Here is a 24,135-nt window from a genome sequence, read left to right on the forward strand (position 1 = left end):
GATTATGGCGCGTGAGTTCTCAACCCCTGAGCAGGCATCCGTAACAGACCCGACTGAAATGGCAACTAGCTTCGGGTTTCGCACAGTTCGCGAAGGTGAAAAGCAGGATCTGGTGGATGATGTTTTCCACAAAGTGGCATCCCGCTATGACCTGATGAACGATCTTATGTCTGGCGGAATGCATCGTCTCTGGAAAGATGCGATGGTTTCCAGCATGAACCCACCAAAGAATGGCGCCCGTGAATGGCGACATCTGGATGTGGCTGGCGGTACTGGAGACATTGCAACCCGCGTTGTTGAACGCTCCAATCGCACAATCAAATCCACCGTCTGTGACATCAACGGATCAATGCTGGGTGTCGGTAAAGATCGCGCAAGCGCAGCTGGTCTTTCTGAAAACATCGAGTTTATTCAGGGCAATGCAGAAGAGCTGCCTTTCCCGGACAAGCACTTCGATGCCTACACCATTGCATTCGGTATCCGTAACGTCCCTCAGATCGACAAAGCACTGAAAGAAGCTCACCGTGTGCTCAAACGCGGCGGCCGCTTTATGTGCCTTGAATTCTCACAGGTAGACGTGCCAGCACTTGATAAGGTCTACGACCTGTTTTCTTTCCACGCTATTCCAAAAATCGGACAGGCGGTGACAGGTGATGGAGACCCATACAGCTATCTCGTAGAATCTATCCGCAAGTTTCCAAATCAGGAACGTTTTGCGCAGATGATACGTGATGCAGGTTTTGAGCGTGTCACTTATCGAAACTACACCGGCGGTATCGCTGCACTTCACTCCGGCTGGAAAATCTAACCAGTTATGATCGCAAATATTGTGCCATTTATGCGTCTGGTTTTCGCGGGTTATGTTATGGCCCGCGAAGGTGTTTTCGGACTCGTTTCTCTGCCAGATCTCCCTCCCGGACCGCGCTTGGCTATTGGTGTCGTACGTATGGTTGAGCGTCGTGGCATTGAGAAAAAAGATGCTGCAGCACGCCTGACAGATGCGCTGAACCGCCTTGGTCCCTCCTACATTAAGTTGGGGCAGTTTCTTGCGACACGCCCGGATGTGGTTGGTAAGGAAGCCGCAAAGGAGCTGTCTGCACTTCAGGACAATGTTCCACCATTTCTGACGCAGTACGCGCGCAAAACAGTCGAAGAACAGCTGGGCAAAACAGTCGAAGATCACTTCGAAGAATTTGGTGAGCCAGTTGCTGCTGCCTCGATTGCACAGGTGCATCCTGCGTATTTCCGAAACCGCGATGGTGAACTGGAAAAAGTAGCCGTTAAAGTGCTGCGCCCCGGTGTCGAGCGCGGGTTTAAGCGAGACTTAAAGAGCTTTTACCTTGCTGCCCGCCTTGCTGAGCGTTTTAGTCCGGCAAGCCGCCGTCTTCGTCCGCTTATGATGGTCGAGACCTATGAGCACGCTGTCATTTTGGAAATGGACCTGCGCATGGAAGCCGCAGCTCTTTCTGAAATGGGTGAAAACAGCAAGGACGACAAAGATTTTCGCGTTCCCAGTGTGGATTGGCCACGTACCTCTCGTTCCGTGCTCACCATGGAGTGGATCGACGGCGTAAAGCTTTCCAATCTGGAAGGTATCGAGGAAGCAGGTCATGACCTGGCGGAGCTGGGCAATAATGTGATCCAGACTTTCTTGCGCCATGCCGTACGTGACGGTTTTTTCCACGCGGATATGCATCAGGGCAATCTCTTCATTGAGCCGGACGGGACTCTGGTCGCGGTCGATTTAGGGATCACAGGACGTCTGGGACTGTCTGAGCGACGCTTCCTGGCGGAAATTCTATATGGATTCATAACTCGCAATTATCTGCGAGTTGCCGAAGTTCACTTTGAAGCTGGATATGTGCCTGCAGATCAGGATGTGAATATATTCGCACAAGCAATTCGGGCGATTGGTGAGCCGATCCATGGGCATGATGCCAGTGAAATCTCAATGGCGCGTTTGCTGACACAGCTGTTTGAAGTGACTGAGATGTTTAACATGCATACTCAGCCTCAGTTAATTTTGCTGCAAAAAAACATGGTTCTGGCAGAAGGTGTCGCCCGTTCACTGAACCCGCATCTGGATATGTGGAACACGGCTGACCCTGTTGTAACCGGTTGGATTCAGAGAAATCTTGGCCCTATGGGGCGCATCACAGACCTGGCAACAGGCGTGACTGTTTTGGGTCGTTTGGCAAGTGATTTACCGATTATTGCTGACCGTGCGAGCAAGTTTTCCAATCAGCTGGAAGCGATGGCAAACAACGGCCTGAGATTCGATGAGGCAACCGCAGATGCGATTGGTAGATCGGAAGCGAAGCATAGCCGTTCTGGACGTGTCGCACTTTGGGTCATAGCAATCGCTCTTTCAGCAATTGCTTACGGCATCTATCTCTAAGATATTCTGAGTTGAAACTATGAAAAACGGGAGTTGTTACGCTCCCGTTTTTTTATTGGTTAGCCGGATACAGCTGAAAATTCTAGAAATAATTGGATTATACTAAGTTACTGCATAAAATTATCTAAGTTTTATATAGTCATTGCAATTGATGATATGAATTGTAGGCGGGTTGTTGCTCACTAAAACGTGCTAAAAGCAAGGTAGCTTAAGAGAAGTATTTGAGATTTCTAAGGGTCTACTCAAAACCTTCAGAGAGTGCTCAAAGCAATTGTAAACTATCTTCCTGGAGGTGCCGCTGTGCCAGACAGTTCTGAATTGGGGACCCGTGAACGGTTACTTGATGCAGCAGAACGCTTGCTCGCTGAACATGGTCTTGCGGAAACTTCTGTAAGAATGATCACCGAAAAAGCCGACGCTAATGTTGCAGCAGTCAACTATCACTTTGGCAGCAAAGATGATCTTGTCAGAGCGGTCTTTATGCGCCGCCTTCGCGAAATTGACGATATGCGCATGCAGCGTCTGGATGCGCTTGAAGTTGGTGGGCGCGAGCCCGACCTGGAAGAGATAACCCGCGCATTCATGGAACCCTTGATTGTACAAGGGATCTCAAGAGACACTGGAAAGCTGGTTCCGTTTGTTGTTCTCATTCGTCAGGTCTTCTCTGACCCGGAGTCGGGTCAGAAGATAATGCATTCATGGGAGCCACCAAGAATTATCCTTAGGATCACGAAGGCTCTGGCGAAAGCCACCAAGAGCGACATTCCAACGGGCCCTCGTGCTCAGTTGCTGATGATGCTCATGCACAGCGCAACGTTAGAGGCGCTTTACGTTGTGACTGGGGCTTCCAAAGGCCCTTACGATGAAGAAATGGATCAGGATGAGATAGTCGAAGGCACTATTCGTTTCGTGTCCAGCGGCATTCGTGCCTTCTTTATGGCTGGCGCGCTCGAAGAGGCCTGATACTCTGACTAAAATGGCGAGATGCGGCGGAGTGTCAGATTCAGTCTGCCTCCGTCCTTAAGGAGGCTCGAACTCCCGCCAAGAATACGGTCAATGCCGTGGTAGCAAAGCCGCGACTCTCCTCCGAGTACAACAACATCTCCTGAATTAAGCTTAAGTGATTGCGTCGGGCCTCCGCGTTTCACACCGCCGAGTCTGAACATTGCTGTATCTCCAAGACTGACTGACACAACCGGGGCTTCAAACGTCTTTTCATCCCTGTCTTGATGCATGCCCATTTTAGCTGTTTCTGCATAGTAGTTCACGAGGCAGGCTTCTGGCGCTGCCGAGCAGTCACCAACCTTGTTCCAAAGCCTCAGTAGAACTTCAGGGATATCAGGCCAAGCCTGGCCACTCTCTGGATGTAGTGGTTGGTAGCGATAGCCACCCTTGTCAGACACCCATCCCAATGCACCAAGATTGCTCATCCGAACGGAAAAAGGCTTGGCCGTTCGCGGCATCACTGGAGTGAATAATGGAGCTTCTTTGATGAGATGCCTCAGCGTATCGATAAGTTCCTTCTGCTCCTCAGAAGAGAAGTATCCGGGCAGGTACTTGAAACCTTTAGGAAAGCCATCGCTCAATTGCATCTCAAGACCTCTTCTAATCTGGACATATTTGCTGAAAAGACCGCTTACAAAAACGGAAAATTTGGAGAGATTTGCCGAAAGTGAATTTAACCCATAATCTTCAAAATAGCGGCTCCCAGTTAAGGAGATCCACAAATGCACCTTCTTCCTACGTTACTTTCGACTGTACTAAATATTTTTGCAGCGTTTGTTTCACTCCTGATCTTGATCGCACTTATTACCGCTATCGTTCTTTATGTTGTTGATCGACGCCAACACAAAGATGCCATTCGGCATAACTTCCCTGTCGTGGGTCGATTCCGAGCGCTCTTCTCGCATTTAGGTGAGTTTTTCCGTCAGTACTTCTTCGCTATGGATCGGGAGGAAATGCCGTTCAACCGGGCAGAGCGAACCTGGGTGGATCATGCTTCCAAGGCAGAAGGTAATACAATGGCGTTCGGGTCCACAAAAAACCTCAACTTACCCGGAACGGCACTGTTCGTGAATGCCCCCTTCGCAAAATTGGAGAAGGAAATCGATGAGCCTGAGCCGCTTCTCATCGGTCCTTACGTCGAAAATCCCTATGTGCCTCCCAGTTACTTTAACATCTCTGGCATGAGTTACGGCGCTATTTCCCGACCTGCGGTCCTCGCTCTTTCACGAGGTGCGAAGATGGCAAAGTGCTGGATGAATACTGGAGAAGGTGGCTTATCTCCGTACCATTTAGAAGGTGGTGCTGACATTGTCTTTCAAATGGGGACAGCAAAAAATGGTTGCCGGAATGATGACTCCACGCTCAATGAAGACAAGCTGAAAAAAATAACGGACAACGCTCAGGTCAAAATGGTCGAGATCAAACTCGCTCAAGGCGCAAAACCCGGAAAAGGTGGTCTCTTGCCTGGTGGAAAGGTGACACCTGAGATCGCAGAAATTCGTGGGCTCAAAGTCGGGCAACCATCTCACGCTCCAAATCGTCATCCTGAGATCAGCAATACGGGTGAGCTCTTAGACTTCATCAGCCGCGTCCGCAGCATTGCCAAGAAGCCTGTAGGTTTCAAGACAGTGATCGGCTCAAGCGCTTGGGTGGAAGAGCTCTGTCGTGAAATCAACCATCGTGGGATCGAGCATGCACCTGACTTTATCACCATCGATTCGGCAGATGGTGGTACGGGTGCAGCGCCAATGCCTCTCATGGACAACGTAGGTCTAAGGATCTCTGAGGCACTTCCAATTGTCGATCATGTCTTGCGAAAGCATGATCTGCGTGACCGTATCCGTATCATTGTTTCTGGAAAGCGAATTATCCCGTCCGCCGTTGCCCTAGTGTTGTGTTCAGGGGCTGATTTTGTAGTAACTGCTAGGGGCTTCATGTTCGCACTGGGCTGTATCCAAGCAATGCGGTGTAACAAAAATACCTGTCCGACAGGTATCACCACCCATAATAAAGCACTTCAGACTGGTCTTGACCCAACAGAAAAGAGCCACCGAGTCGCTGCTTATTGTCATAGCGTGCGGATGGAGGTTGATATGATTGCTCATGCATGTGGGGTCGATGCTGCAAGGCAGCTTTCACGAGAGCACGTGCGCATCGTCCAGGAAAGTGGACACTCCGTCTCTCTTGAAGAGCTCTATCCACAAACACCCTCTTAGAAATGAGGGTTACGCAGAAAACCGGGATGCAATGGAGGTGTTTTCTGTGGTTTTCCAAAGAAAAGTTCAATTTCTTAACTCAGAAAATGGCTTCGGATAGATCTTGTGTCGATATATCGGGTCCTGTCCCTTGCAGGGGCAAGGGACCCCTCTTATATAGCCAATTGAAGTTTTCTTGCGTGTTTGCGACAACTCACGCAAGTGCAATGTATTGGGGACCGGTCGGATGCTGATCCGACATTATCCGAAGGCCTTTGGGGTTCGGGCGGTCTGCCGAAAGGAGAATGAAAACATGGCAAAGGTCATCGGTATCGACCTCGGCACGACAAATTCGTGTGTATCTGTAATGGACGGCAAAGACGCCAAAGTAATCGAGAACGCAGAAGGTGCGCGTACTACCCCTTCTATGGTTGCGTTTTCTGATGATGGTGAGAAGCTTGTAGGTCAGCCAGCGAAACGTCAGGCTGTTACCAACCCAACAGACACCCTGTTTGCTGTTAAACGTCTCATTGGTCGTCGTTTTGATGATCCAACAGTCGCAAAAGACAAAAAGCTGGTTCCATACGAAATTGTTAAAGCTGACAACGGCGACGCATGGGTAGAGGCTGAAGGTGAAAAGTACTCCCCATCTCAGGTTTCCGCTTTCATACTGCAAAAGATGAAAGAAACCGCTGAGAGCTTCTTGGGTGAGACTGTTACTCAGGCTGTTATCACGGTACCTGCATACTTCAACGATGCACAGCGTCAGGCAACTAAAGATGCCGGTAAGATCGCTGGCCTTGAAGTTCTGCGTATCATCAACGAACCAACCGCCGCTGCTCTTGCATACGGCATGGACAAGAACGACGGTAAAACCATTGCGGTTTACGATCTTGGCGGCGGTACCTTCGACGTTTCCGTACTGGAAATCGGCGATGGCGTATTTGAAGTGAAGTCCACCAACGGTGACACCTTCCTCGGTGGTGAAGACTTTGACATGCGTCTGGTTGACTACCTTGCGAATGAATTCAAAAAAGAGCAGGGCATCGACCTTAAGAACGACAAACTCGCATTGCAGCGCTTGAAAGAAGCAGCTGAAAAAGCAAAAATCGAGCTGTCCTCCGCATCCCAGACTGAAATCAACCTGCCGTTCATTACAGCAGATGCTTCCGGTCCTAAGCACCTTACCCTCAAACTGACTCGCGCAAAGTTTGAGCAACTCGTTGACGATCTGGTTCAGCGTACTGTTGCTCCAATGAAAGCGGCTCTTAAAGACGCAGGCCTTGCAGCTGGTGAACTCGATGAGGTTGTTCTCGTCGGTGGTATGACTCGCATGCCAAAGGTTCAGGAAATCGTTAAGCAGTTCTTTGGCAAAGAACCTCATAAGGGCGTAAACCCTGATGAAGTTGTTGCGATGGGTGCTGCAATTCAGGCAGGCGTTCTTCAGGGCGACGTTAAAGATGTTCTGCTTTTGGACGTTACACCTCTGTCCCTCGGCATCGAAACACTGGGTGGCGTATTCACTCGTTTGATCGACCGTAACACCACCATCCCTACTAAGAAGGGCCAGGTATTCTCTACAGCTGAAGACAATCAGACTGCAGTGACCATCCGCGTCTTCCAAGGCGAGCGTGAAATGGCTTCGGACAACAAGATCCTTGGTCAGTTTGATCTGGTTGGCATCCCGCCAGCACCTCGCGGTGTTCCTCAGGTTGAAGTCGCCTTCGACATTGATGCAAACGGTATCGTGAATGTGTCTGCAACTGATAAAGGCACTGGCAAAGAACAGCAGATCCGTATTCAGGCATCTGGTGGTCTGTCCGATGCTGATATCGAGCAGATGGTGAAAGACGCAGAATCTCACGCTGAAGACGATAAGAAGCGTAAGGATCTGGTTGAAGCCAAAAACCAGGGTGAAGCACTTCACCACTCAACAGAGAAATCCGTTAAAGAGTATGGCGATAAGGTTTCAGACGAAGACAAGTCTGCAATCGAAGGCGCTTTAGCTGCATTGAAGGTGTCTCTGGAAGGTGAAGATCTGGAAGATATCACTGCGAAAACCCAGTCTCTTGCAGAAGTTTCCATGAAACTTGGCGAAGCTATGTACAAGGACGCTCAGGCAGAGGAAGCCGGAGAGGGTGCTGAAGACGATGGTGAGCCAAAGCCAGTTGACGATGTGGTTGACGCAGACTTCGAAGAAGTTCGCGACGACGACAAAAAGTCCAGCTAACTAATACTTTTACCTCGCAAGCTCCTATGGGCTTGCGAGGTTAACTTTATTCAAGTATTTCCCGACTGTATGGAAGATTTTAGTCGAAAAGAGCCTTTTGGGTGCAATTGCATTTGAGAGAGCTGCTTCCTACATATGGGTAGTTGGTAATGTGTGCGCTGCGCTTAAAGCTGCACCTCAATCACCGACTGAACAGTAAACAGTTTTGTTTTGAAGATGAGTGCAGTTCACGAGTGAGTTCGTTGCGAAGCAAGAATTGATCTCGACTGCCCACAGTGACCTCGGACTGAGCTGATGTTCTCCTGAGGCTTCAGAACGCAGATAGACATCACGTCTTTGGAGCTTATTTCATAATGTCTAAACGCGACTACTATGAGGTGCTGGGGGTAGCACGGGAGGTCGACGAGAAGGCACTTAAGAGCGCTTATCGCAAACTCGCGATGAAATTCCATCCAGACCGAAACCCTGGTAATGATGAAGCGGAAGCAAACTTTAAGGAAGTAAGCGAAGCTTACGAAACCCTGAAAGACCCGCAAAAGCGCGCTGCCTACGATCGATTTGGCCATGCAGCCTTTGAAAACGGCGGCTTTGGTGGTGGCGGTGGAGCGGGTCCAGGCGACTTTGCTTCCTCCATGGCAGACATCTTCGATGAGTTCTTTGGTGGCGGTGGTGGCCGTCGTGGTTCTGGCCGCGAACGTGGCGCAGATCTACGCTACAACTTGGAAGTCTCTCTTGAAGAAGCTTACGAAGGTAAGTCCGTCGAGATCGAGGTTCCAACTTCAGTAACATGTGAGCCGTGCAGTGGCTCCGGCGCAAAGTCCGGAACTCGTCCGTCCACTTGTCCAACCTGTGGTGGTGCTGGACGCGTTAGAGCGGCTCAGGGATTCTTCACCATGGAACGCACCTGTCCAACCTGTCAGGGCCGTGGTGAGATCATTACCGACCCATGTGACAGCTGTGGCGGTACTGGCCGGACAACGAAAGAGCGTACGCTCTCCGTGAATATTCCGTCAGGCATCGAAGATGGCACGCGTATTCGCTTGTCAGGCGAAGGTGAAGCCGGTGCTCGCGGTGGTCCCGCAGGCGATCTTTACATCTTCCTATCCATTCGTCCGCATGAGTTTTTCCAGCGTGACGGTGCTGATATCTTCTGCCGCGTGCCGATTTCAATGACAACTGCCGCTCTGGGTGGTCAATTCGAAGTTCCGGCTTTGGATGGCAACACTGCGCGTGTGAAGGTTCCTGAAAGCACTCAGACCGGAAAGCAGTTCAGGCTACGCGGTAAAGGCATGCCGATTATGCGGTCTAGCCAGAAGGGTGACATGTATATCCAAGTTGCCGTGGAGACACCAGCAAATCTCACGAAGAGGCAGAAAGAGCTTCTTTCAGAATTTGAAGGTGAGTCTTCTGGTGAAAATCATCCTGAATCTACGGGCTTTTTTGCAAAGGCAAAAGATTTTTTGGAGAATTTCAAGGCATAGCTCTTTAAATTGCCACCAATCAGTAATATCTCAGTAGTACCCTTTGTTGATGCTACGGAGAGTTGAATGTTTCACGAAACGAGGTCACGGGCAGAAAATGCCTTGAACAAATTTCGTGAGCCTTCCAAATTTCTTCGGGCGTGGGTGGAAGCACCACTCACGACCGGAGCAGTTGCGCCATCAGGCCCTGTTCTCGCCCAGAGAATGGCAGAGTTCGTTCCCGTTCAGTCAAATAATCCGGTTTTAGAGTTGGGACCTGGCACAGGCCCGGTTACAAAAGCTATTCTGGAAGCAGGTATCTCAAAAGACCGCCTTACCTGCTTGGAGTACAGCACAGATTTCTGTGAGCATCTTAGTGACAAATTTGAGGGACTGAATGTGGTTCAAGGTGATGCTTACAACATGCGTCCCAGCCTTGAGCATATTGCCCCGAACTCGCTGTGCGCTGTGGTTTCGAGCTTGCCGCTTGTGTCCAGACCGATGGAATTTCGCTTGAAGTGCATTCGTGATGCCTTTGCCCTTATGAGACCCGGTGCTCCCTTCATTCAGTTCTCATATTCTCTCGCGTCTCCGGTATCACTGAAATCCAAAATGTTCAGCTGGTCGAAAACTGGATGGATCGTGAAGAACATTCCTCCGGCTCGTGTCTGGATTTTCCGAAAGCCCTTTTGATTTCTCAAAGGCAGGCGTTTAGCAGCCAATCACCTAAAAACGCGTATCTTCCATAAACCTTACGCTTGGGTAGTATGAGGTACTCTTCGTGCCGACTTCAATCTGAGATCGTGCAGCTCTTGGACAAGAGAATGCAGAGCCATGTGGTGAGGATAGCCCTATGAAGCCAAAGATACTCGTTTTTTCAGGTTCAACCCGTAAAGGGTCCTACAATAAAATGCTGGCAGAGCTGATGGCGAAACACCTGACGATCGCCAATGCAGAAGTAACCACAATCAGCCTTGCTGACTATCCTTTGCCTATTTACGATGGTGATTTGGAAGATGATACGGGCATTCCAGAAAATGCATTCAAACTCAGGAAGCTCATTGAGACCCATCATGGTATCTTCATAGCCAGCCCGGAATACAACTCATCCATCACTCCATTACTGAAGAATACGCTGGACTGGATCAGTCGCATCCAGTTGCCAGAGGAAGAACCGCTTCAGCTCTTCCACAAGTCGATCTATGCCGTCGGTGGGGCTTCTCCAGGTGCGCATGGCTCTTTGAGAGGCCTCATGCACCTGAGGACGATCATGGAAGTGTCTTTAGGATGCCTTGTCCTGCCGGAAATGGTCTCTATTAACTTCGCGGGCAAGTCCTTTGATGAAAATGGCGACCTCACAAAAGATCACCAGATCAAGCGATTGCATAAGCTTGTTGACCGCTTCGTCAGTGAGGCAAGTCACGTAAAGCTACAGGATAACTGAGTTTTTTTAGCTCGCCGCATTGGCAATGCGGAAAGGACTACATACATAATACCGCAGACACAAATTTGAAATTGAGTTGCGCGGGAGTTTGCTCCGTTGCCGATAGAACTCTGGAGAAAAATGAATGAGTGAACCTGAACAGTGGCACGGCACAACCATATTGACCGTGCGCAAAGGCGGCAAAGTCGTAATTGCTGGAGATGGTCAGGTGTCTCTTGGGTCAACGGTCATCAAAGGCACTGCACGCAAGGTCCGCCCACTGGCAGGCGGTAAGGTTATTGCTGGCTTTGCAGGTGCGACTGCTGATGCGTTCACCTTGTTTGAGCGCCTTGAAGCCAAGCTCGAACAATATCCTGATCAGTTGATGCGCGCATGCGTTGAGATGGCGAAAGATTGGCGTACAGACCGCTACCTTCGCCGTCTGGAAGCCATGATGCTGGTTGCCGACAAAAAGCACTCTTTGGTGCTGACAGGAACCGGCGACGTGCTTGAGCCGGAAAATGGCGTCATGGGCATCGGTTCCGGTGGCAACTTCGCGCTGTCCGCAGCACGTGCGCTGGTTGATATGGATCTGACCGCAGAAGAGGTTTGCCGCAAGTCCATGACAATTGCAGCAGATATCTGCGTCTACACAAACAGCAACGTTACGGTTGAAGTGCTCGACGAAGAGTAACTTTGGCGACAAGATACGACTGGAGATCAATAATTTTCGATCTCCAGTTCTGTGTTCAAGACACTTTTAGATCAGCTTAATTTGCTAAGCCAAGGATACTTGAAGCTTTTATTGTTCCATTTGGATTTGACGAGGAACTAATGATATCAAGAGCATCTCTTACCGGAGCCATCTCCGCAGGAATTATCAGCGCTGATCAAGCTGATAAGCTCGTCTCCTATTTATCTCTTCAAGCAGAAAACATTCAGAACCAACAAACATCTGAGAGCCTTCACGACCCAGAAGAAGTAAGGTTTACACGCGGCTTTCATGACATTTTCATTAGCCTCGGTATCCTAATTCTTTTTGCTGGCTATGGCATTGGGCTCGGTGAGCCGCTCACTCAAGGCGGTCTTCCTACAGCTGCTGTTGCTGGCGCTGCTGCCATCATTACATGGGGGCTGGCTGAATGGTTCACCAAGATTAAGAAGCTCGCGCTTCCTTCAATTCTGCTGACAGGATTGTTTGGAGGTTCAATTGCGCTTGTTGGATTTGGCCTGTTCACACCTGATGTATTGAACAATGACTCCGAAGCCATTCAGGTCATCCTGAGTTCGATCTTTGCTTTAGTGGGCGCTTCTTTGTTTTACTGGCGTTTTAAAGTCCCGATCACACTGACTGTCATTGTTGCAGGGATCATGGGCTTGATCGTAGGCGCGTTGACATTGGTAACTGACACTAAGATTCTTGATTATCTGTCCTGGGTTTCGCTGGTCTGCGGTCTGTTTGCATTCGCTTGCGCGATGTATTTTGACACCAAAGACACCAAGCGGGAAACACTCAACACAGACAAGGCTTTTTGGCTTCACCTGCTTGCCGCCCCCCTTATCGTTCATTCCATCTTGAGTGGAATGTATCTTGAGCAGCAAACAGAAGCTTATGCCTTGGTCTCCATTGCTGTTGTCCTGGCATTTGGTGCGGTTGCTCTCATCATTGACCGTCGTGCAATGCTGGTTGCGGCGCTGAGTTACCTAGGCTTCGCATTAGCCTATTTGCTGGAGTCTGCTGACTTTTCTGCATCGCAGCTAACTGCTATCTCCCTTGTATTGCTTGGGAGTTTTGTTTTGCTACTCGGTTCAGGCTGGAACGTGGCGCGACGGATCGTCATGCGCCCTCTTGCAGGAACTACACTTACTACATATCTGCCACCTATCCGGAACTAGAAAGTAAGAAAATGACAAATTTCTCTCCTCGGGAAATCGTTAGTGAACTCGATCGCTACATCATCGGCCAGCATGACGCAAAACGTGCAGTTGCGATTGCACTGCGCAACAGATGGCGTCGTCAGCAGTTGGATGAAGAGCTGCGCGAAGAAGTTCAGCCAAAGAACATTCTCATGATAGGTCCAACCGGTGTTGGTAAAACTGAGATCTCTCGTCGTCTTGCAAAACTTGCGAATGCTCCTTTCACAAAAGTTGAAGCAACCAAGTTTACCGAGGTAGGGTACGTTGGCCGCGATGTAGAGCAGATCGTTCGTGATCTGGTCGAATCCAGCATTGCTCTCGTACGCGAGCAAAGCCGTAAAGAAGTCGAAGCAAAAGCACATGTTCTTGCTGAAGAGCGTGTTCTGGATGCGCTGGTCGGCAACAATGCAAGCCCATCTACCCGTGATACATTCCGCAAAAAGCTGCGCGAAGGCGACCTCGACGATAAAGAAATTGAAGTTGAGGTGCGTGCCAACCCACAGATGCCAAGCTTCGATATTCCTGGCATGCCAGGGGGCAGTGTCGGTGTCATGAATATCTCCGATATGTTGGGCAAAGCATTTGGTGGTCAGACCAAGCCGAAGCGCACAAACGTCAAAGATAGCCACAAGCTGCTTCTGGCGGAGGAGTCCGACAAGCTTCTTGATGAAGAGAAGGTTGTCCAAGAGGCAATTGAGCTGGTGGAAAACTCCGGTATTGTTTTCCTTGATGAGATCGACAAAATCTGCGGGAAAGATGGCCGTAACGGCGGTGATGTCTCCCGCGAAGGCGTTCAACGTGACTTGCTGCCGCTGATCGAGGGCACTGTTGTATCAACAAAGCATGGCCCGGTGAAAACGGATCATATTCTGTTCATTGCTTCTGGTGCATTCCATGTCTCAAAGCCATCAGACCTTCTGCCTGAGCTTCAGGGCCGTCTTCCGATCCGTGTTGAGCTGAAAGCGCTGACTAAAGAAGATTTTGTCAAGATCCTGACAGAAACCGAAGCCAGCCTGATTAAGCAGTATGTTGCATTGATGGCAACGGAAAGCGTGAGCATCGAATTTACCGAGGATGCAATCGATGAGATTGCAACAATCGCTGTTGATTTGAATGCGACGGTTGAAAACATTGGGGCTCGCCGTTTGCAGACTGTGATGGAGCGTGTGCTGGATGAGATTTCCTTCGCCGCACCAGACAAGTCTGGTGAGCAGGTTACAATTGATGCGGCCTATGTGAAATCGAATGTGAGCGAACTGGCCAAGAATGTCGATTTGTCTCAGTTCATCCTCTAACTGACGAAAAAATCAGTCGGAAAAAGAAAACCTAACGGAATGTGGCAAGGAAAAATACTTGCCGCATACCACCTCAAGTGGCAGCATGCCGACATGGTAGCTATTCGCAAAAGTAATGAAGAAGGTCACGACCGAAAGTTTCTGGTTGTAGTCGATGACACTCCAGAATGTGGTCGAGCCATCGTTTATGCCTCAAAGCGTGCGGCCCGTACCGGCGGTGTCGTTCTCTTGCTCTTTGTCATTGCACCCGGAAACTTCCAGCATTGGCTAGGGGTTGAGGACATCATGCGCCAGGAAGCGCGTGATAATGCAGACACCATTTTGGCTAAAGCTGCCGAAAGAGTGAGAGCGGCTGCACGGACAGAGCCAGAGTTGGTTGTGCGTGAAGGTCACCAGTCAGATGAGATCATTGACCTGATTGAAGAAGATGCAGACATTGCGATTCTTGTATTGGCGGCAGGAACCAGCAAAGAAGGCCCAGGGCCTCTTGTTTCATCTATTGCGGGCAAATCGGCTGGAACATTCCCGATTCCGACGACCATCGTACCAGGTAATTTGGACGATGATGCACTAGATGCTCTTGCCTGATCAGGTTTACCTATCATATAGAACTTGAAAACAGTCATTGCTGAAGCGTTAAGTAGTGTAAACTGTGCTGCGACTGCTTGCGAAAGCTCTTTGGCATAAAAATCGGAAACAAAACCATGTTCATTCAGACCGAAGCGACACCAAATCCGGCAACACTCAAGTTTTTGCCTGGCCGCGTAGTCTTGTCGGAAGGCACTCGCGATTTTCGCTCGGCAGGAGAAGCCACAATATCACCGCTGGCGGAGAAGCTTTTTACTATTCCAGGCGTTGTTGGCATCTTCTTTGGTCATGATTTTATCACAGTAACCAAGGATGAGACTGACTGGCAGCATATGCGCCCGGCCATTCTTGGTGCGATCATGGAAAACTTTATGGCCAACACCCCGATCCTGAAAGGTGAGGAAGCTGGTGATGGCGATACAGGAGAAGAGTTCTTCGACGCAGAAGACGAAGAGACTGTAAACATGATCAAGGAGCTGCTCGAAACCCGCGTACGCCCTGCAGTTGCTCAAGATGGTGGTGACATAACATTCAGGGGATATCGTGAGGGTATCGTTTATTTGAGCATGCGCGGCGCCTGTGCTGGTTGCCCATCCTCAACGGCAACACTGAGCCATGGGATTCAGAACCTGATGCGGCATTTCATCCCAGAAGTTCAAGAAGTTAGACAAATGTAGTTTTTGCTAATGTAAATCTTCTGAAACAGGGCAGCACCAGTTGCCCTTTTTGCTGCAAGGCCAGAAAATACTCCGGGTGTTAAACGAATTGGTTGCTCGACAACCAGCTGCCCTAACGATAAGCCGAACTTATGAAGTTGCTTGCTATTGATACCGCACTAAGTACCTGTGCTGCCGCCGTTTTAACCGATGAAGGCGGAGCGCCGGATATTGTCTCCCAATGCGAAGATCTTGGACGAGGTCATGCTGAACGCATTATGGGCATGGTTGCGAGTGTCATGACCGACTCCTCGACAACGTTTAACTCACTGGACCGCATTGTTGTGAATGTTGGTCCGGGCAGTTTTACAGGTCTACGTGTCGGCCTTTCCATCGCGCGTGGGTTTGGTCTCGTTCTCGAAAAGCCTGTTGTTTCGGTCACAACATTAGCCGCAATTGCACACGAGTCTTTGGACGCTGCTCCCGTCAGAAAACCAATTCTGGTGGTTCTCGATGCGCGTCGCAATGAAGTCTACTGTCAAAATTTTGATGAAACTGGAGCTCCGATTGGAGAGGCTCGCGTTTCAACCGTCAAGGACCTCGCACACAATCTCGATGCAGAGACTCTTCTGGCAGGCTCTGCTGCACAGGCTGTCGCCAATGCTGCAGGCGTAGATAAGTCTCGCGTTTGCAATGATGCCGCTGCTGCATCGATTGACTACATCGCAAAGCTCGGTAAAGGTGCAAAGCGTCAGGATAAAGCTCCGATGCCGCTCTATCTTCGGGCTCCTGATGCTATTCCGGGTGAGAAAGGAAAGGTTCGTCGTCAATGAAGTCCTGGTGGACATCAGAAAAGCCGCCGGTTATCGAGCGTGCTGAGAAAGACGACCTGCCTAAACTGGCGAAACTTCATGCCGAGTGCTTCAAGCAGAATTGGGGTACAGCGGAACTTGCCGCAATCTTTGAGCAAAAAGGCGTTTTCTTCCTGTCTGCCCGCACATCTGGTGTGACTGGAAAAGCCGATCTGGGCTTTGTCGTGATCCGTTCGATTGCAGGTGAGGCCGAAGTCTTGACTATTGCAGTCTCCCCAAAGCATCAAAAAAAGGGGATAGGACGGAAACTTATGGAAGCCGCCATCTTCCAGCTTTACTCTGATCGTACCGAAGCACTGTTCTTGGAAGTGGATGACACGAACAGCTCCGCACTGAAGCTTTATAAAAACTTGGGCTTCAAGCAGGTTGGAGAAAGAAAAGCGTATTATGCGGCTAGCGAAGGCAGTGGAACAGCGCTTGTTATGCGTTGCGATCTCGTTTAAGCGACACTACGCATGTGAGATGAGGCTTTTAGCTCACGCTCAAACCGCGTAACAGTGAAACTGGTTCTTTTCTCTCACAGTTTTGAGGGCTAGGATACCAACGCAGACTGGAACTGTGGTGCCTGTGTGATTTTGAGGAATTGGGGCAAATGACGGCAGAAGAAAAAATGACGCTGATTGAAATGTGTGCTCATAAGGGTATGCGGATGACAGAACAGCGCCGCGTGATTGCTGATGTAATTCAGTCTGCTGAAGACCACCCAGATGTGGAAGAGCTTTACAGAAGAGCCTCCAAGATCGATCCGAAGATCTCTATCTCAACTGTTTACCGCACAGTGAAGCTTTTCGAAGATTCCGGTATCATTGAACGCCACGATTTCCGCGATGGCCGCTCCAGATACGAAACCGTTTCTGATGAACACCACGATCACCTGATTGATTTGCGCACGGGCGACGTGATTGAGTTCCGCAGTGAAGAAATCGAAAAAATGCAGGAAGAAGTCGCGCGTAAGCTGGGCTTCAAACTGGTTGATCATCGCCTAGAGCTCTACGGTATTCCGTTAGACGAAAAATAGGGGCCGTGCATGGCAACTGTCAGAGCAGTTTGCATACTTGCCGCACTAACACTCTTAACGCTGACCCTCGTTCCCCCACAGTGGGTAGCAATGAAGCTAGGTTGGCCAATACAGCGGCAAATCCCTCTGCTCTGGCACAAGGCTGCCTCTCGTTTGATTGGACTGCGCATCCGGCAGCATGGAGAGATGGCGTTGGAACGCCCTCTTCTCGTCACGTCTAATCATTGCTCCTGGTTGGATATTGTCGTTATCGGATGTACCAAGCCACTGAGTTTTATTGCTAAGTCTGAAGTTGCCGGTTGGCCAGTCTTTGGCCAGTTTGCCAAGCTCCAGCGGACGGTCTTTGTTAATCGACAACGCAGAACTGACACTGGGCGTGTCGCCAAGGAAGTCGCTCAGCGTATGGCTCAAGGCGATGCGATGGTGTTGTTCGCCGAAGGTACATCCAGCAATGGCAACGAAGTATTGCCATTCCGGTCTGCACTTGTTGGAGCCGTTCATCACGCAATGAATGTAGGCGAGAAAGACGTTGCTTATGTGCAGCCTCTCTCAATTGCCTATACGCGCCTGCAAGGCATGCCAATGGGGCGTTTCTGGCGCGCTCATGTTGCCTGGTATGGAGACATGGAACTGGCCGGTCATCTCTGGTCTGTCGTCAAAGAAGGCGGGTTGGACGTTGATTTGACATGGGGAACTCCTGTTCCTATCGAAAAAGCAACCAATCGCAAACGCTTAACACGGGACTTGGAAGAGCAAGTCAGAGGGATGACCATTGAAGCATTGCAGGGAAATGGTCCCAAACGAGAAGAGCAGGCTCAAGCCTGATCAAGACAAGGCTTCTCTTTCTGCGTAAAACAGAGTAAAGCTCTCCAAATTCTGAAAATGACGGGCTGACGTTGCTGATGAATCAGGCAGATGCGCTCGAATTGCTGGGCATTAAAAAAAGAAGATACTCCAGCAGCAGATCCACTTGAGGATTTAATGGATAATCTAGTAGAGAACGAAAACCTGAGCCAATCCGAAAATACTGCGGAGGCGCTCGAAAAGAACGAAGCGACCCGTAAGGTTTTCATCAAGACTTATGGCTGTCAGATGAACGTCTACGACTCCGATCGTATGAACGATGCACTGACCAACGATGGTTACGTCAAAACAGAAAGCCCGGATGATGCGGATCTGGTTATCCTGAATACTTGCCACATTCGGGAAAAGGCGGCAGAAAAGGTATATTCCGAACTTGGCCGTATCCGTAAGTTAAAGGAAGCGAAAGCCAAAGACGGCAAGCAGATGATGGTGTCTGTCGCTGGCTGTGTCGCTCAGGCTGAAGGTGCGGAGATCTCCCGTCGAGCGCCTATCGTTGACCTTGTTGTTGGTCCTCAGTCTTACCACCGCCTTCCAGAGTTGTTGAACCGTGCATCCAACGGATCAAAGGTCGTCGAGACCGAGTTTGATATTCAGGAAAAATTCAAGCACCTTGCAACACCTTCCAAGGAAGCAGTCCGTAAGCGCGGAGTAACTGCATTTGTGACCGTTCAGGAAGGTTGTGATAAGTTTTGCACCTTCTGTGTGGTGCCTTACACTCGCGGTGCTGAGGTCTCCCGTAAGGTTGAGCAGATTGTTATGGAAACCGAGCGCTTGGCAGCTGCTGGTGTCCGTGAAGTGACCCTGCTCGGCCAGAACGTCAATGCATGGCACGGTGAAGGTCCTGATGGCCGTGAATGGGGCCTTGGTGAGCTTCTGTTCCGCTTGGCAAAGATCGACGGCATTGAGCGCCTGCGCTACACCACGTCCCACCCACGGGATATGGAAGACAGCCTGATTGCAGCTCATCGCGATCTCGATATTTTGATGCCTTATCTGCATTTGCCAGTTCAGTCTGGATCCGATGCGATCCTGAAAGCAATGAACCGCAAACACACGCGTGATGACTATTTCCGTCTGATCGACCGTATTCGTGAAGCGCGTGATGATATCGCTCTCTCCGGCGACTTTATCGTTGGTTTTCCAGGTGAAACTGATCAAGACCACAAAGACACTCTGGATCTGATCCGCCGCGTCACTTATGGCTCCGCATTCTCCTTCAAATACAGCCCGCGTCCGGGTACTCCGGGTGCAACATTAGAAGAGCAGATCGACGAGCAGGTGAAATCCGAGCGCTTGGCTGAATTGCAAGATCTGCTCAGCACCCAGCAAAAAGACTTCAATGCGTCATTGATTGGCAAAACAATTGATGTACTGTTTGAGAAGGAAGGCCGCAGAGAAGGTCAACTTGCAGGTCGTTCACCTTGGCTCCAGCCAGTTCATGTAAATGCGCCGTTGGACCTGTATGGTGAAATCAGATCAGTAGAAATTGTCGCTGCCAGCGCAAATAGTCTGGAAGGCCGCCTTGTTTAGGTGCATGATGCTCCCAGATTCTCGCGTAAAAGCGAACGGAGGCATTATTTGAAGGGCAGAGCCCAGACAACGTCCGCTTCAAGGACGGCCATGCGCCCCATTGCGGCATCAGATATGATGCATGTGGTATTGGCATTCGAAGACAACAGGCTTGTGAGCGATCTGTTCGGTCAGTTCGACCAGAACCTTGCGCTGATTGAACAGCGGTTAGGTGTTGAGGCAGTCGCGCACGGCAATCAGGTCACCATTCGCGGCAATAAAACGTCAACAGAGCAGGCTAAGCTTGCTCTGGAGTCGCTTTATACGCGTCTTCAGGGTGGTCACGACATCACACCTGGCGATGTTGATGGCGCTATCCGTCTGGCAGAGGTCGCTGAAGCTCAGCTCTCCTTGCCAACGATGGAACCCAAATCCCGTATGGCATTCGCGCAGATCGCAACGCGCCGCAAAACGCTGGTCGCCAGAACCGCCGCTCAGGATGCCTATATCCGGGCAATGGATCGTTCTGACCTGACATTTGGCGTTGGCCCTGCTGGTACAGGTAAAACCTTCCTTGCGGTTGCTTACGCAGCTGCATTGTTGGAGCGTGGTGAGATTGATCGGATGATCCTGTCTCGTCCAGCTGTTGAAGCTGGTGAACGCCTCGGCTTCTTGCCGGGCGACATGAAGGATAAGGTCGATCCGTATTTGCGCCCGCTTTACGATGGTCTCAATGAGATGATGGCACCGGAAAAGCTGGAACGCGGCTTGGAAAGTGGCATGATTGAAGTCGCACCCCTCGCATTCATGCGTGGTCGTACGCTCTCCAACGCGATCGTTATTCTCGATGAAGCCCAGAATACGACAACAATGCAGATGAAGATGTTCCTGACGCGCTTGGGTGAAAACTCCAAGATGATCGTGACAGGGGATCCGAGCCAGGTCGATCTGCCTCCGGGCCAGATGTCTGGTCTGCGTGAAGCCTTGAAAATTCTGAGTGGCGTCGAAGGCATTTCTCGTGTGGACTTCACAGAAAGTGATGTTGTTCGTCATGAGCTAGTGGCGCGTATCGTAGGCGCGTACGACAGCGAGAGTCGCCGTCGGTTGGAAGCCAAAGAACGCAGGCAAGCTGAAGAGGCTGCCAAGGAAAATGAAGAACAAGGCTCCCAGGAATGAACACAGCTTGCCCGGTACACATCGACCTGCTGATTGAAGCAGGCGATTGGGAGAGTGAAGAACTATTGGAAGCGATTGCTGAAAAGGCAATCGCAGCCGCTTTTGAAACAAGTGAGCTGAGTGTAATAGAAAACACAGAAGTTTCTCTCGTCTTCACCGATGATGCCCATATTCAGGATCTGAATAAGATGTGGCGCGAGAAGGACAAGCCAACGAACGTCTTGTCTTTTCCGGGAGATGATAGCGAAGAGCCACCATTCGGCCCGCTATTAGGTGATATTATTATTGCAAAAGAGACGGTAAAGCGCGAAGCTGTAGAGCTTGAAATTCCATTTGAACACCATCTGATTCATCTTATTGTTCATGGAACCCTTCATCTTTTTGGATATGATCACCAAATAGATGAGGAAGCGGAAGAAATGGAAGCGGAAGAACGCCTGATTTTGGCGAGCCTACAAATCCCCGATCCATACAAAGATGCGCCATTATCGGCAGATAAGTAACCCCCGGTATTCACGGTGAATATGGGGAACAACGAGAGAGAGATGAGCCCGGAACCTCGAAGTACAGAAGGTGCAAGCACCTCCGTTCAGGCTGAAACTGTAGAGCCTGCAAGTAGTACCGGCACAGCTGTTGCCGAAGATACCTCTGAGCCACAAGCGATGAAGCCTGGTGTCCTGACCAGGCTGAAATCAAAACTGAACCCGTTTAGAGGTTTCCGAAGAAGCGCGGCTGTTTCATTGCGCGAAGATTTGGAAGATGAACTCGCCCGCGATAGTGAAGGTGCTGATGCTGCCTTTACTAAAGAAGAGCGCGAGCTGCTGACAAATATCCTCCAAATGCGCGAATCTCGAGTTGAAGATGTCATGATTCCACGGGCCGATATTGAGGCTGTGGAAGATACAACGACAATCGGTCAGGTGATGGCCTTGTTCAGGGCATCTGGTCACTCTCGTATGCCTGTTTATCACGACAATCTGGATGATCCGCGAGGCATGGTCCACATCAAGGATTTGATGTCTTATTTCGTCGAGCTGGCTGTAAAAGCCAAGAAGACGGATGTGCCTTTGACCTTGGTGAAACCAGAAAAGAACTCTTCCGAGAAGTCGACAGAAGAAAAGTCTCTGCTCGATCTGTCTTGTGTTGATCTCTCAACGCCATTGAACGCGACAGGCCTGATCCGGCCTCTGCACTTTGTACCTCCATCCATGTCTTCCTCTGACCTGATGAAGAAGATGCAGGTAACCCGTGTGCAGATGGCGCTTGTGATCGATGAATACGGTGGAACCGACGGCTTGGTATCCCTTGAGGATATCGTTGAGACTGTAGTCGGCGACATTGAAGATGAGCATGATAAGGACGAAGAAGAACTTATCATGAATGTCAGCCCAGGTGTTTGGGTAGTTGATCCTCGAATTGATCTGGAAGACCTTCAGGAAGAGCTCGGAGCGGATTTCAAGCTCGTCGAAGAGCAGACGGAAGAAGTGGATACCCTTGGTGGTCTCTTGTTCTCTATTCTGGACAGGGTCCCGGTCCGCGGAGAGCTGATCATAGATAAAACCTTGCCAGCCTTCGAGTTCGAAGTAATTGATGCTGACTTACGCCGCATTAAACGCCTTCGTATCTCCAAGCGCCGAGTTGATCAGCGCGTGGCAGTTCAGAGAATACGCCCACGCAGGCCGGAAGCTGCAGAATAAGCAGCGCAAATTTGAATTTTTACCTATGATATTCGGGAGTGGGGAATGGTCTCTGCCATTGATAAGTCTCGAACTCTGATAAGCAGTCTTCGGGAATTATCAGGGTGGAGACGCGGATTTCTTGCTTTTACAGGAGGAATTGCATCTGCCTTTGCGTTTCCTCCGTACGGCGCCTTTCCCATCCTTTGGGTGGCACTGCCATTACTGATCATTCTTCTCGATGGAGTTACTTATCAAACCGTAGGTCAACGTAAAGCCCGTTTTTTTGCGTTCTTTCGTGTTTCCTGGGCGTTTTTCTTCGGGTTCTTCCTGATCGGATTGTTCTGGATTGCAGAAGCGTTTCTGGTTGATGCCAAGAGCTACGCTTGGATGATCCCTTTCGCGCTGGTCATACTGCCCGGTGGTCTTGCTTTGATCCCGTCATTGGTGCTGGGTGGAGCCTCCTTATTTTGGACGCGTGGGGTCTCGCGTATTCTGCTTTTTGTGGTTGCTTTGGCTCTTTCCAACTGGCTGCGTGGGCACATGCTCACAGGCTTCCCTTGGAATGTATGGGGCTATGCCTTTGCCGAAAACCTGACGCTGATGCAAAGCTTCTCTGCCTTGGGAATTTACGGTGTCGGTTTTCTTGTATTGTTCCTGTTTTCGATGCCTGTTGTGCTGATTGACCAGAGGCGTAAGGCTGCTGCTGCCTATATCTCCGCGTGTGTTCTGATATGGGCCGGCGTGGTTGCATACGGAACGAATAGGTTGCAGGCTTCTCAACAGGCGGTTGAGGGGCTTCAGGTGTTGGTAATACAACCCAATGTACCTCAAGCGGACAAGTGGAAGCCCGAGAACAGGCAAAGGCTCCTACCGCTCTATCTGCAGCAAACACAGCAGGCACTTTCTGAACTGAAACTGGATACCGAGACGCTCATTATCTGGCCTGAATCAGCTTTTCCATTCCTGCTGGATGAGGAACCTGGGGCTCTGGAGGCCATCGGAGCCATGCTTCCCCAAAATACTATGTTGATTACAGGTGGTATTCGCCGCGAACTGTCCGAGAACGGGAATCTCTTTTTTAACAGTACTTTTGTTGTGTCAGACGAAGGTGCACTCATAGATATCTATGACAAAGTGCGTCTGGTTCCGTTCGGGGAATATTTGCCAAAGCGCTGGCTTCTACAATCCATTGGTGTGGAGCGCCTCGTTCCGGCTCCAGCAGATTTTACTGCAGGGACACGACACAAAAAAATAGATTTAAAAAATTCACTTAGTTTCCAGCCCCTGATTTGTTATGAGGCAATCTTTCCGCAAACTGTTCTTCCAGAATCTGAGCGACCTAACTTGCTCGTAAATCTAACGAATGACGGATGGTTTGGCGAAACAGCAGGTCCATATCAACATTTGGCTCAGGCAAGAATTAGAGCAGTTGAACAAGGCGTGCCGTTGGTGCGTGCTGCAAATACTGGTATTTCCAGTCTAGTAGATTCCAATGGTAGAATACTCGCAGAAGTTGTTCTAAATAAAAAAGGTAGTTTCAGTAGTGAATTGCCTAAAATACTAAGATCCACGCCTTACGTGAGGGTGGGTGATTCAATTTTTTGGGGAATTATTCTAGTAGTTGTTAGTCTCCTATTGGTGATGGAGAAATTATTACCTACCCGTAGAGATTGACGAATGCACGCAAATGTCGTCATCTAATACACGTAAAGGTTTTCGTCTGGATCGTCAGATTTGGCCTCAAAAAAACCTTATGGGCCTGCCACCGATGCCTCCGTCAGAGGTTGTTTTGGCAATTGTCGAAATGCAGGTTTGATGAATTGCGTTCTTGCGAGAGTTGCTGAAATGCG

Annotated in this window: 23 protein-coding genes; 22 read left to right on the plus strand and 1 reads right to left on the minus strand. The window is 49.9% G+C overall.

What is annotated here, in order from left to right; all coding sequences use genetic code 11:
• The first annotated feature begins 4 nt into the window (after nucleotides 1-4).
• The 3 genes from ubiE (at nucleotide 5) to PsAD26_RS02170 (ending at nucleotide 3,361) form a co-directional block, all read left to right on the plus strand.
• A complete protein-coding gene (gene ubiE, locus PsAD26_RS02160) occupies nucleotides 5-808 on the plus strand; it encodes a bifunctional demethylmenaquinone methyltransferase/2-methoxy-6-polyprenyl-1,4-benzoquinol methylase UbiE (protein ID WP_063309091.1) in 804 nt (267 codons plus the stop codon).
• A gap of 6 nt (nucleotides 809-814) precedes the next feature.
• Nucleotides 815-2,398: a 2-polyprenylphenol 6-hydroxylase gene (gene ubiB, locus PsAD26_RS02165; RefSeq protein WP_063309092.1), complete on the plus strand. Its 1,584-nt coding sequence runs from the start codon at nucleotides 815-817 to the stop codon at nucleotides 2,396-2,398.
• Between the two features lie 300 nt (nucleotides 2,399-2,698).
• Nucleotides 2,699-3,361 (plus strand): helix-turn-helix domain-containing protein, encoded by a 663-nt coding sequence (locus tag PsAD26_RS02170; protein WP_057463089.1) that lies wholly within the window; start codon nucleotides 2,699-2,701, stop codon nucleotides 3,359-3,361.
• 8 nt (nucleotides 3,362-3,369) lie between these two features.
• Here the strand turns inward: PsAD26_RS02170 and PsAD26_RS02175 are convergent, their stop codons facing one another.
• Complete coding sequence (locus tag PsAD26_RS02175) at nucleotides 3,370-3,990, minus strand: alpha-ketoglutarate-dependent dioxygenase AlkB (protein WP_063309165.1); 621 nt, start codon at nucleotides 3,988-3,990, stop codon at nucleotides 3,370-3,372.
• Between the two features lie 135 nt (nucleotides 3,991-4,125).
• Here PsAD26_RS02175 and PsAD26_RS02180 point away from each other — a divergent pair, with 135 nt between their 5' ends.
• The 19 genes from PsAD26_RS02180 to lnt all read left to right on the plus strand — a co-directional run bounded on the left by PsAD26_RS02180 (nucleotide 4,126) and on the right by lnt (nucleotide 23,959).
• Complete coding sequence (locus PsAD26_RS02180; RefSeq protein WP_063299160.1) at nucleotides 4,126-5,619, plus strand: FMN-binding glutamate synthase family protein; 1,494 nt, start codon at nucleotides 4,126-4,128, stop codon at nucleotides 5,617-5,619.
• Nucleotides 5,620-5,911: 292 nt separating this feature from the next.
• Entirely contained in the window at nucleotides 5,912-7,828 is a 1,917-nt protein-coding gene (dnaK, locus tag PsAD26_RS02185; RefSeq protein WP_063309166.1) for a molecular chaperone DnaK, read from the plus strand.
• 353 nt (nucleotides 7,829-8,181) lie between these two features.
• On the plus strand, nucleotides 8,182-9,309 hold the full coding sequence (dnaJ, locus tag PsAD26_RS02190) for a molecular chaperone DnaJ (protein WP_057463086.1): 1,128 nt from the start codon (nucleotides 8,182-8,184) through the stop codon (nucleotides 9,307-9,309).
• 66 nt (nucleotides 9,310-9,375) lie between these two features.
• The gene (locus PsAD26_RS02195) at nucleotides 9,376-9,981 is read left to right on the plus strand and encodes an rRNA adenine N-6-methyltransferase family protein (RefSeq protein ID WP_208860003.1); all 606 of its coding nucleotides are present in this window, start codon (nucleotides 9,376-9,378) and stop codon (nucleotides 9,979-9,981) included.
• A 160-nt stretch (nucleotides 9,982-10,141) separates the two neighbouring features.
• A complete protein-coding gene (locus PsAD26_RS02200) occupies nucleotides 10,142-10,732 on the plus strand; it encodes an NAD(P)H-dependent oxidoreductase (RefSeq protein ID WP_063294315.1) in 591 nt (196 codons plus the stop codon).
• A gap of 124 nt (nucleotides 10,733-10,856) precedes the next feature.
• Nucleotides 10,857-11,405, plus strand: a complete 549-nt coding sequence (gene hslV, locus PsAD26_RS02205; protein WP_057463084.1) for an ATP-dependent protease subunit HslV — start codon at nucleotides 10,857-10,859, stop codon at nucleotides 11,403-11,405.
• Nucleotides 11,406-11,545: 140 nt separating this feature from the next.
• Nucleotides 11,546-12,607 (plus strand): hypothetical protein, encoded by a 1,062-nt coding sequence (locus PsAD26_RS02210; protein WP_063309093.1) that lies wholly within the window; start codon nucleotides 11,546-11,548, stop codon nucleotides 12,605-12,607.
• 11 nt (nucleotides 12,608-12,618) lie between these two features.
• Nucleotides 12,619-13,923, plus strand: a complete 1,305-nt coding sequence (hslU, locus tag PsAD26_RS02215) for an ATP-dependent protease ATPase subunit HslU (RefSeq protein ID WP_063309094.1) — start codon at nucleotides 12,619-12,621, stop codon at nucleotides 13,921-13,923.
• Between the two features lie 93 nt (nucleotides 13,924-14,016).
• Nucleotides 14,017-14,511: a universal stress protein gene (locus PsAD26_RS02220; RefSeq protein WP_063294958.1), complete on the plus strand. Its 495-nt coding sequence runs from the start codon at nucleotides 14,017-14,019 to the stop codon at nucleotides 14,509-14,511.
• A gap of 116 nt (nucleotides 14,512-14,627) precedes the next feature.
• Nucleotides 14,628-15,188, plus strand: coding sequence for a NifU family protein (locus PsAD26_RS02225; RefSeq protein ID WP_063294769.1), 561 nt, complete (start codon nucleotides 14,628-14,630; stop codon nucleotides 15,186-15,188).
• A gap of 131 nt (nucleotides 15,189-15,319) precedes the next feature.
• Complete coding sequence (tsaB, locus tag PsAD26_RS02230) at nucleotides 15,320-16,000, plus strand: tRNA (adenosine(37)-N6)-threonylcarbamoyltransferase complex dimerization subunit type 1 TsaB (RefSeq protein ID WP_063309095.1); 681 nt, start codon at nucleotides 15,320-15,322, stop codon at nucleotides 15,998-16,000.
• Entirely contained in the window at nucleotides 15,997-16,482 is a 486-nt protein-coding gene (gene rimI, locus PsAD26_RS02235) for a ribosomal protein S18-alanine N-acetyltransferase (protein ID WP_063309096.1), read from the plus strand. The genes tsaB and rimI overlap by 4 nt, the downstream gene beginning before the upstream one ends.
• Nucleotides 16,483-16,631: 149 nt before the next feature.
• Nucleotides 16,632-17,057, plus strand: a complete 426-nt coding sequence (locus PsAD26_RS02240; protein WP_057463079.1) for a Fur family transcriptional regulator — start codon at nucleotides 16,632-16,634, stop codon at nucleotides 17,055-17,057.
• Between the two features lie 9 nt (nucleotides 17,058-17,066).
• The gene (locus PsAD26_RS02245) at nucleotides 17,067-17,882 is read left to right on the plus strand and encodes a lysophospholipid acyltransferase family protein (RefSeq protein WP_063309097.1); all 816 of its coding nucleotides are present in this window, start codon (nucleotides 17,067-17,069) and stop codon (nucleotides 17,880-17,882) included.
• 156 nt (nucleotides 17,883-18,038) lie between these two features.
• Nucleotides 18,039-19,451: a tRNA (N6-isopentenyl adenosine(37)-C2)-methylthiotransferase MiaB gene (gene miaB / locus PsAD26_RS02250; protein ID WP_063309167.1), complete on the plus strand. Its 1,413-nt coding sequence runs from the start codon at nucleotides 18,039-18,041 to the stop codon at nucleotides 19,449-19,451.
• Nucleotides 19,452-19,541: 90 nt separating this feature from the next.
• Nucleotides 19,542-20,606, plus strand: coding sequence for a PhoH family protein (locus PsAD26_RS02255; RefSeq protein ID WP_084403540.1), 1,065 nt, complete (start codon nucleotides 19,542-19,544; stop codon nucleotides 20,604-20,606).
• On the plus strand, nucleotides 20,603-21,109 hold the full coding sequence (ybeY, locus tag PsAD26_RS02260; RefSeq protein ID WP_063309098.1) for an rRNA maturation RNase YbeY: 507 nt from the start codon (nucleotides 20,603-20,605) through the stop codon (nucleotides 21,107-21,109). The genes PsAD26_RS02255 and ybeY overlap by 4 nt, the downstream gene beginning before the upstream one ends.
• Nucleotides 21,110-21,151: 42 nt before the next feature.
• Entirely contained in the window at nucleotides 21,152-22,303 is a 1,152-nt protein-coding gene (locus PsAD26_RS02265; RefSeq protein WP_063309099.1) for a hemolysin family protein, read from the plus strand.
• Between the two features lie 45 nt (nucleotides 22,304-22,348).
• The gene (gene lnt / locus PsAD26_RS02270; RefSeq protein ID WP_063309100.1) at nucleotides 22,349-23,959 is read left to right on the plus strand and encodes an apolipoprotein N-acyltransferase; all 1,611 of its coding nucleotides are present in this window, start codon (nucleotides 22,349-22,351) and stop codon (nucleotides 23,957-23,959) included.
• Nucleotides 23,960-24,135: the final 176 nt, after the last annotated feature.

Source organism: Pseudovibrio sp. Ad26 (assembly GCF_001623285.1).
Classification (GTDB): Bacteria; Pseudomonadota; Alphaproteobacteria; order Rhizobiales; family Stappiaceae; genus Pseudovibrio; species Pseudovibrio ascidiaceicola.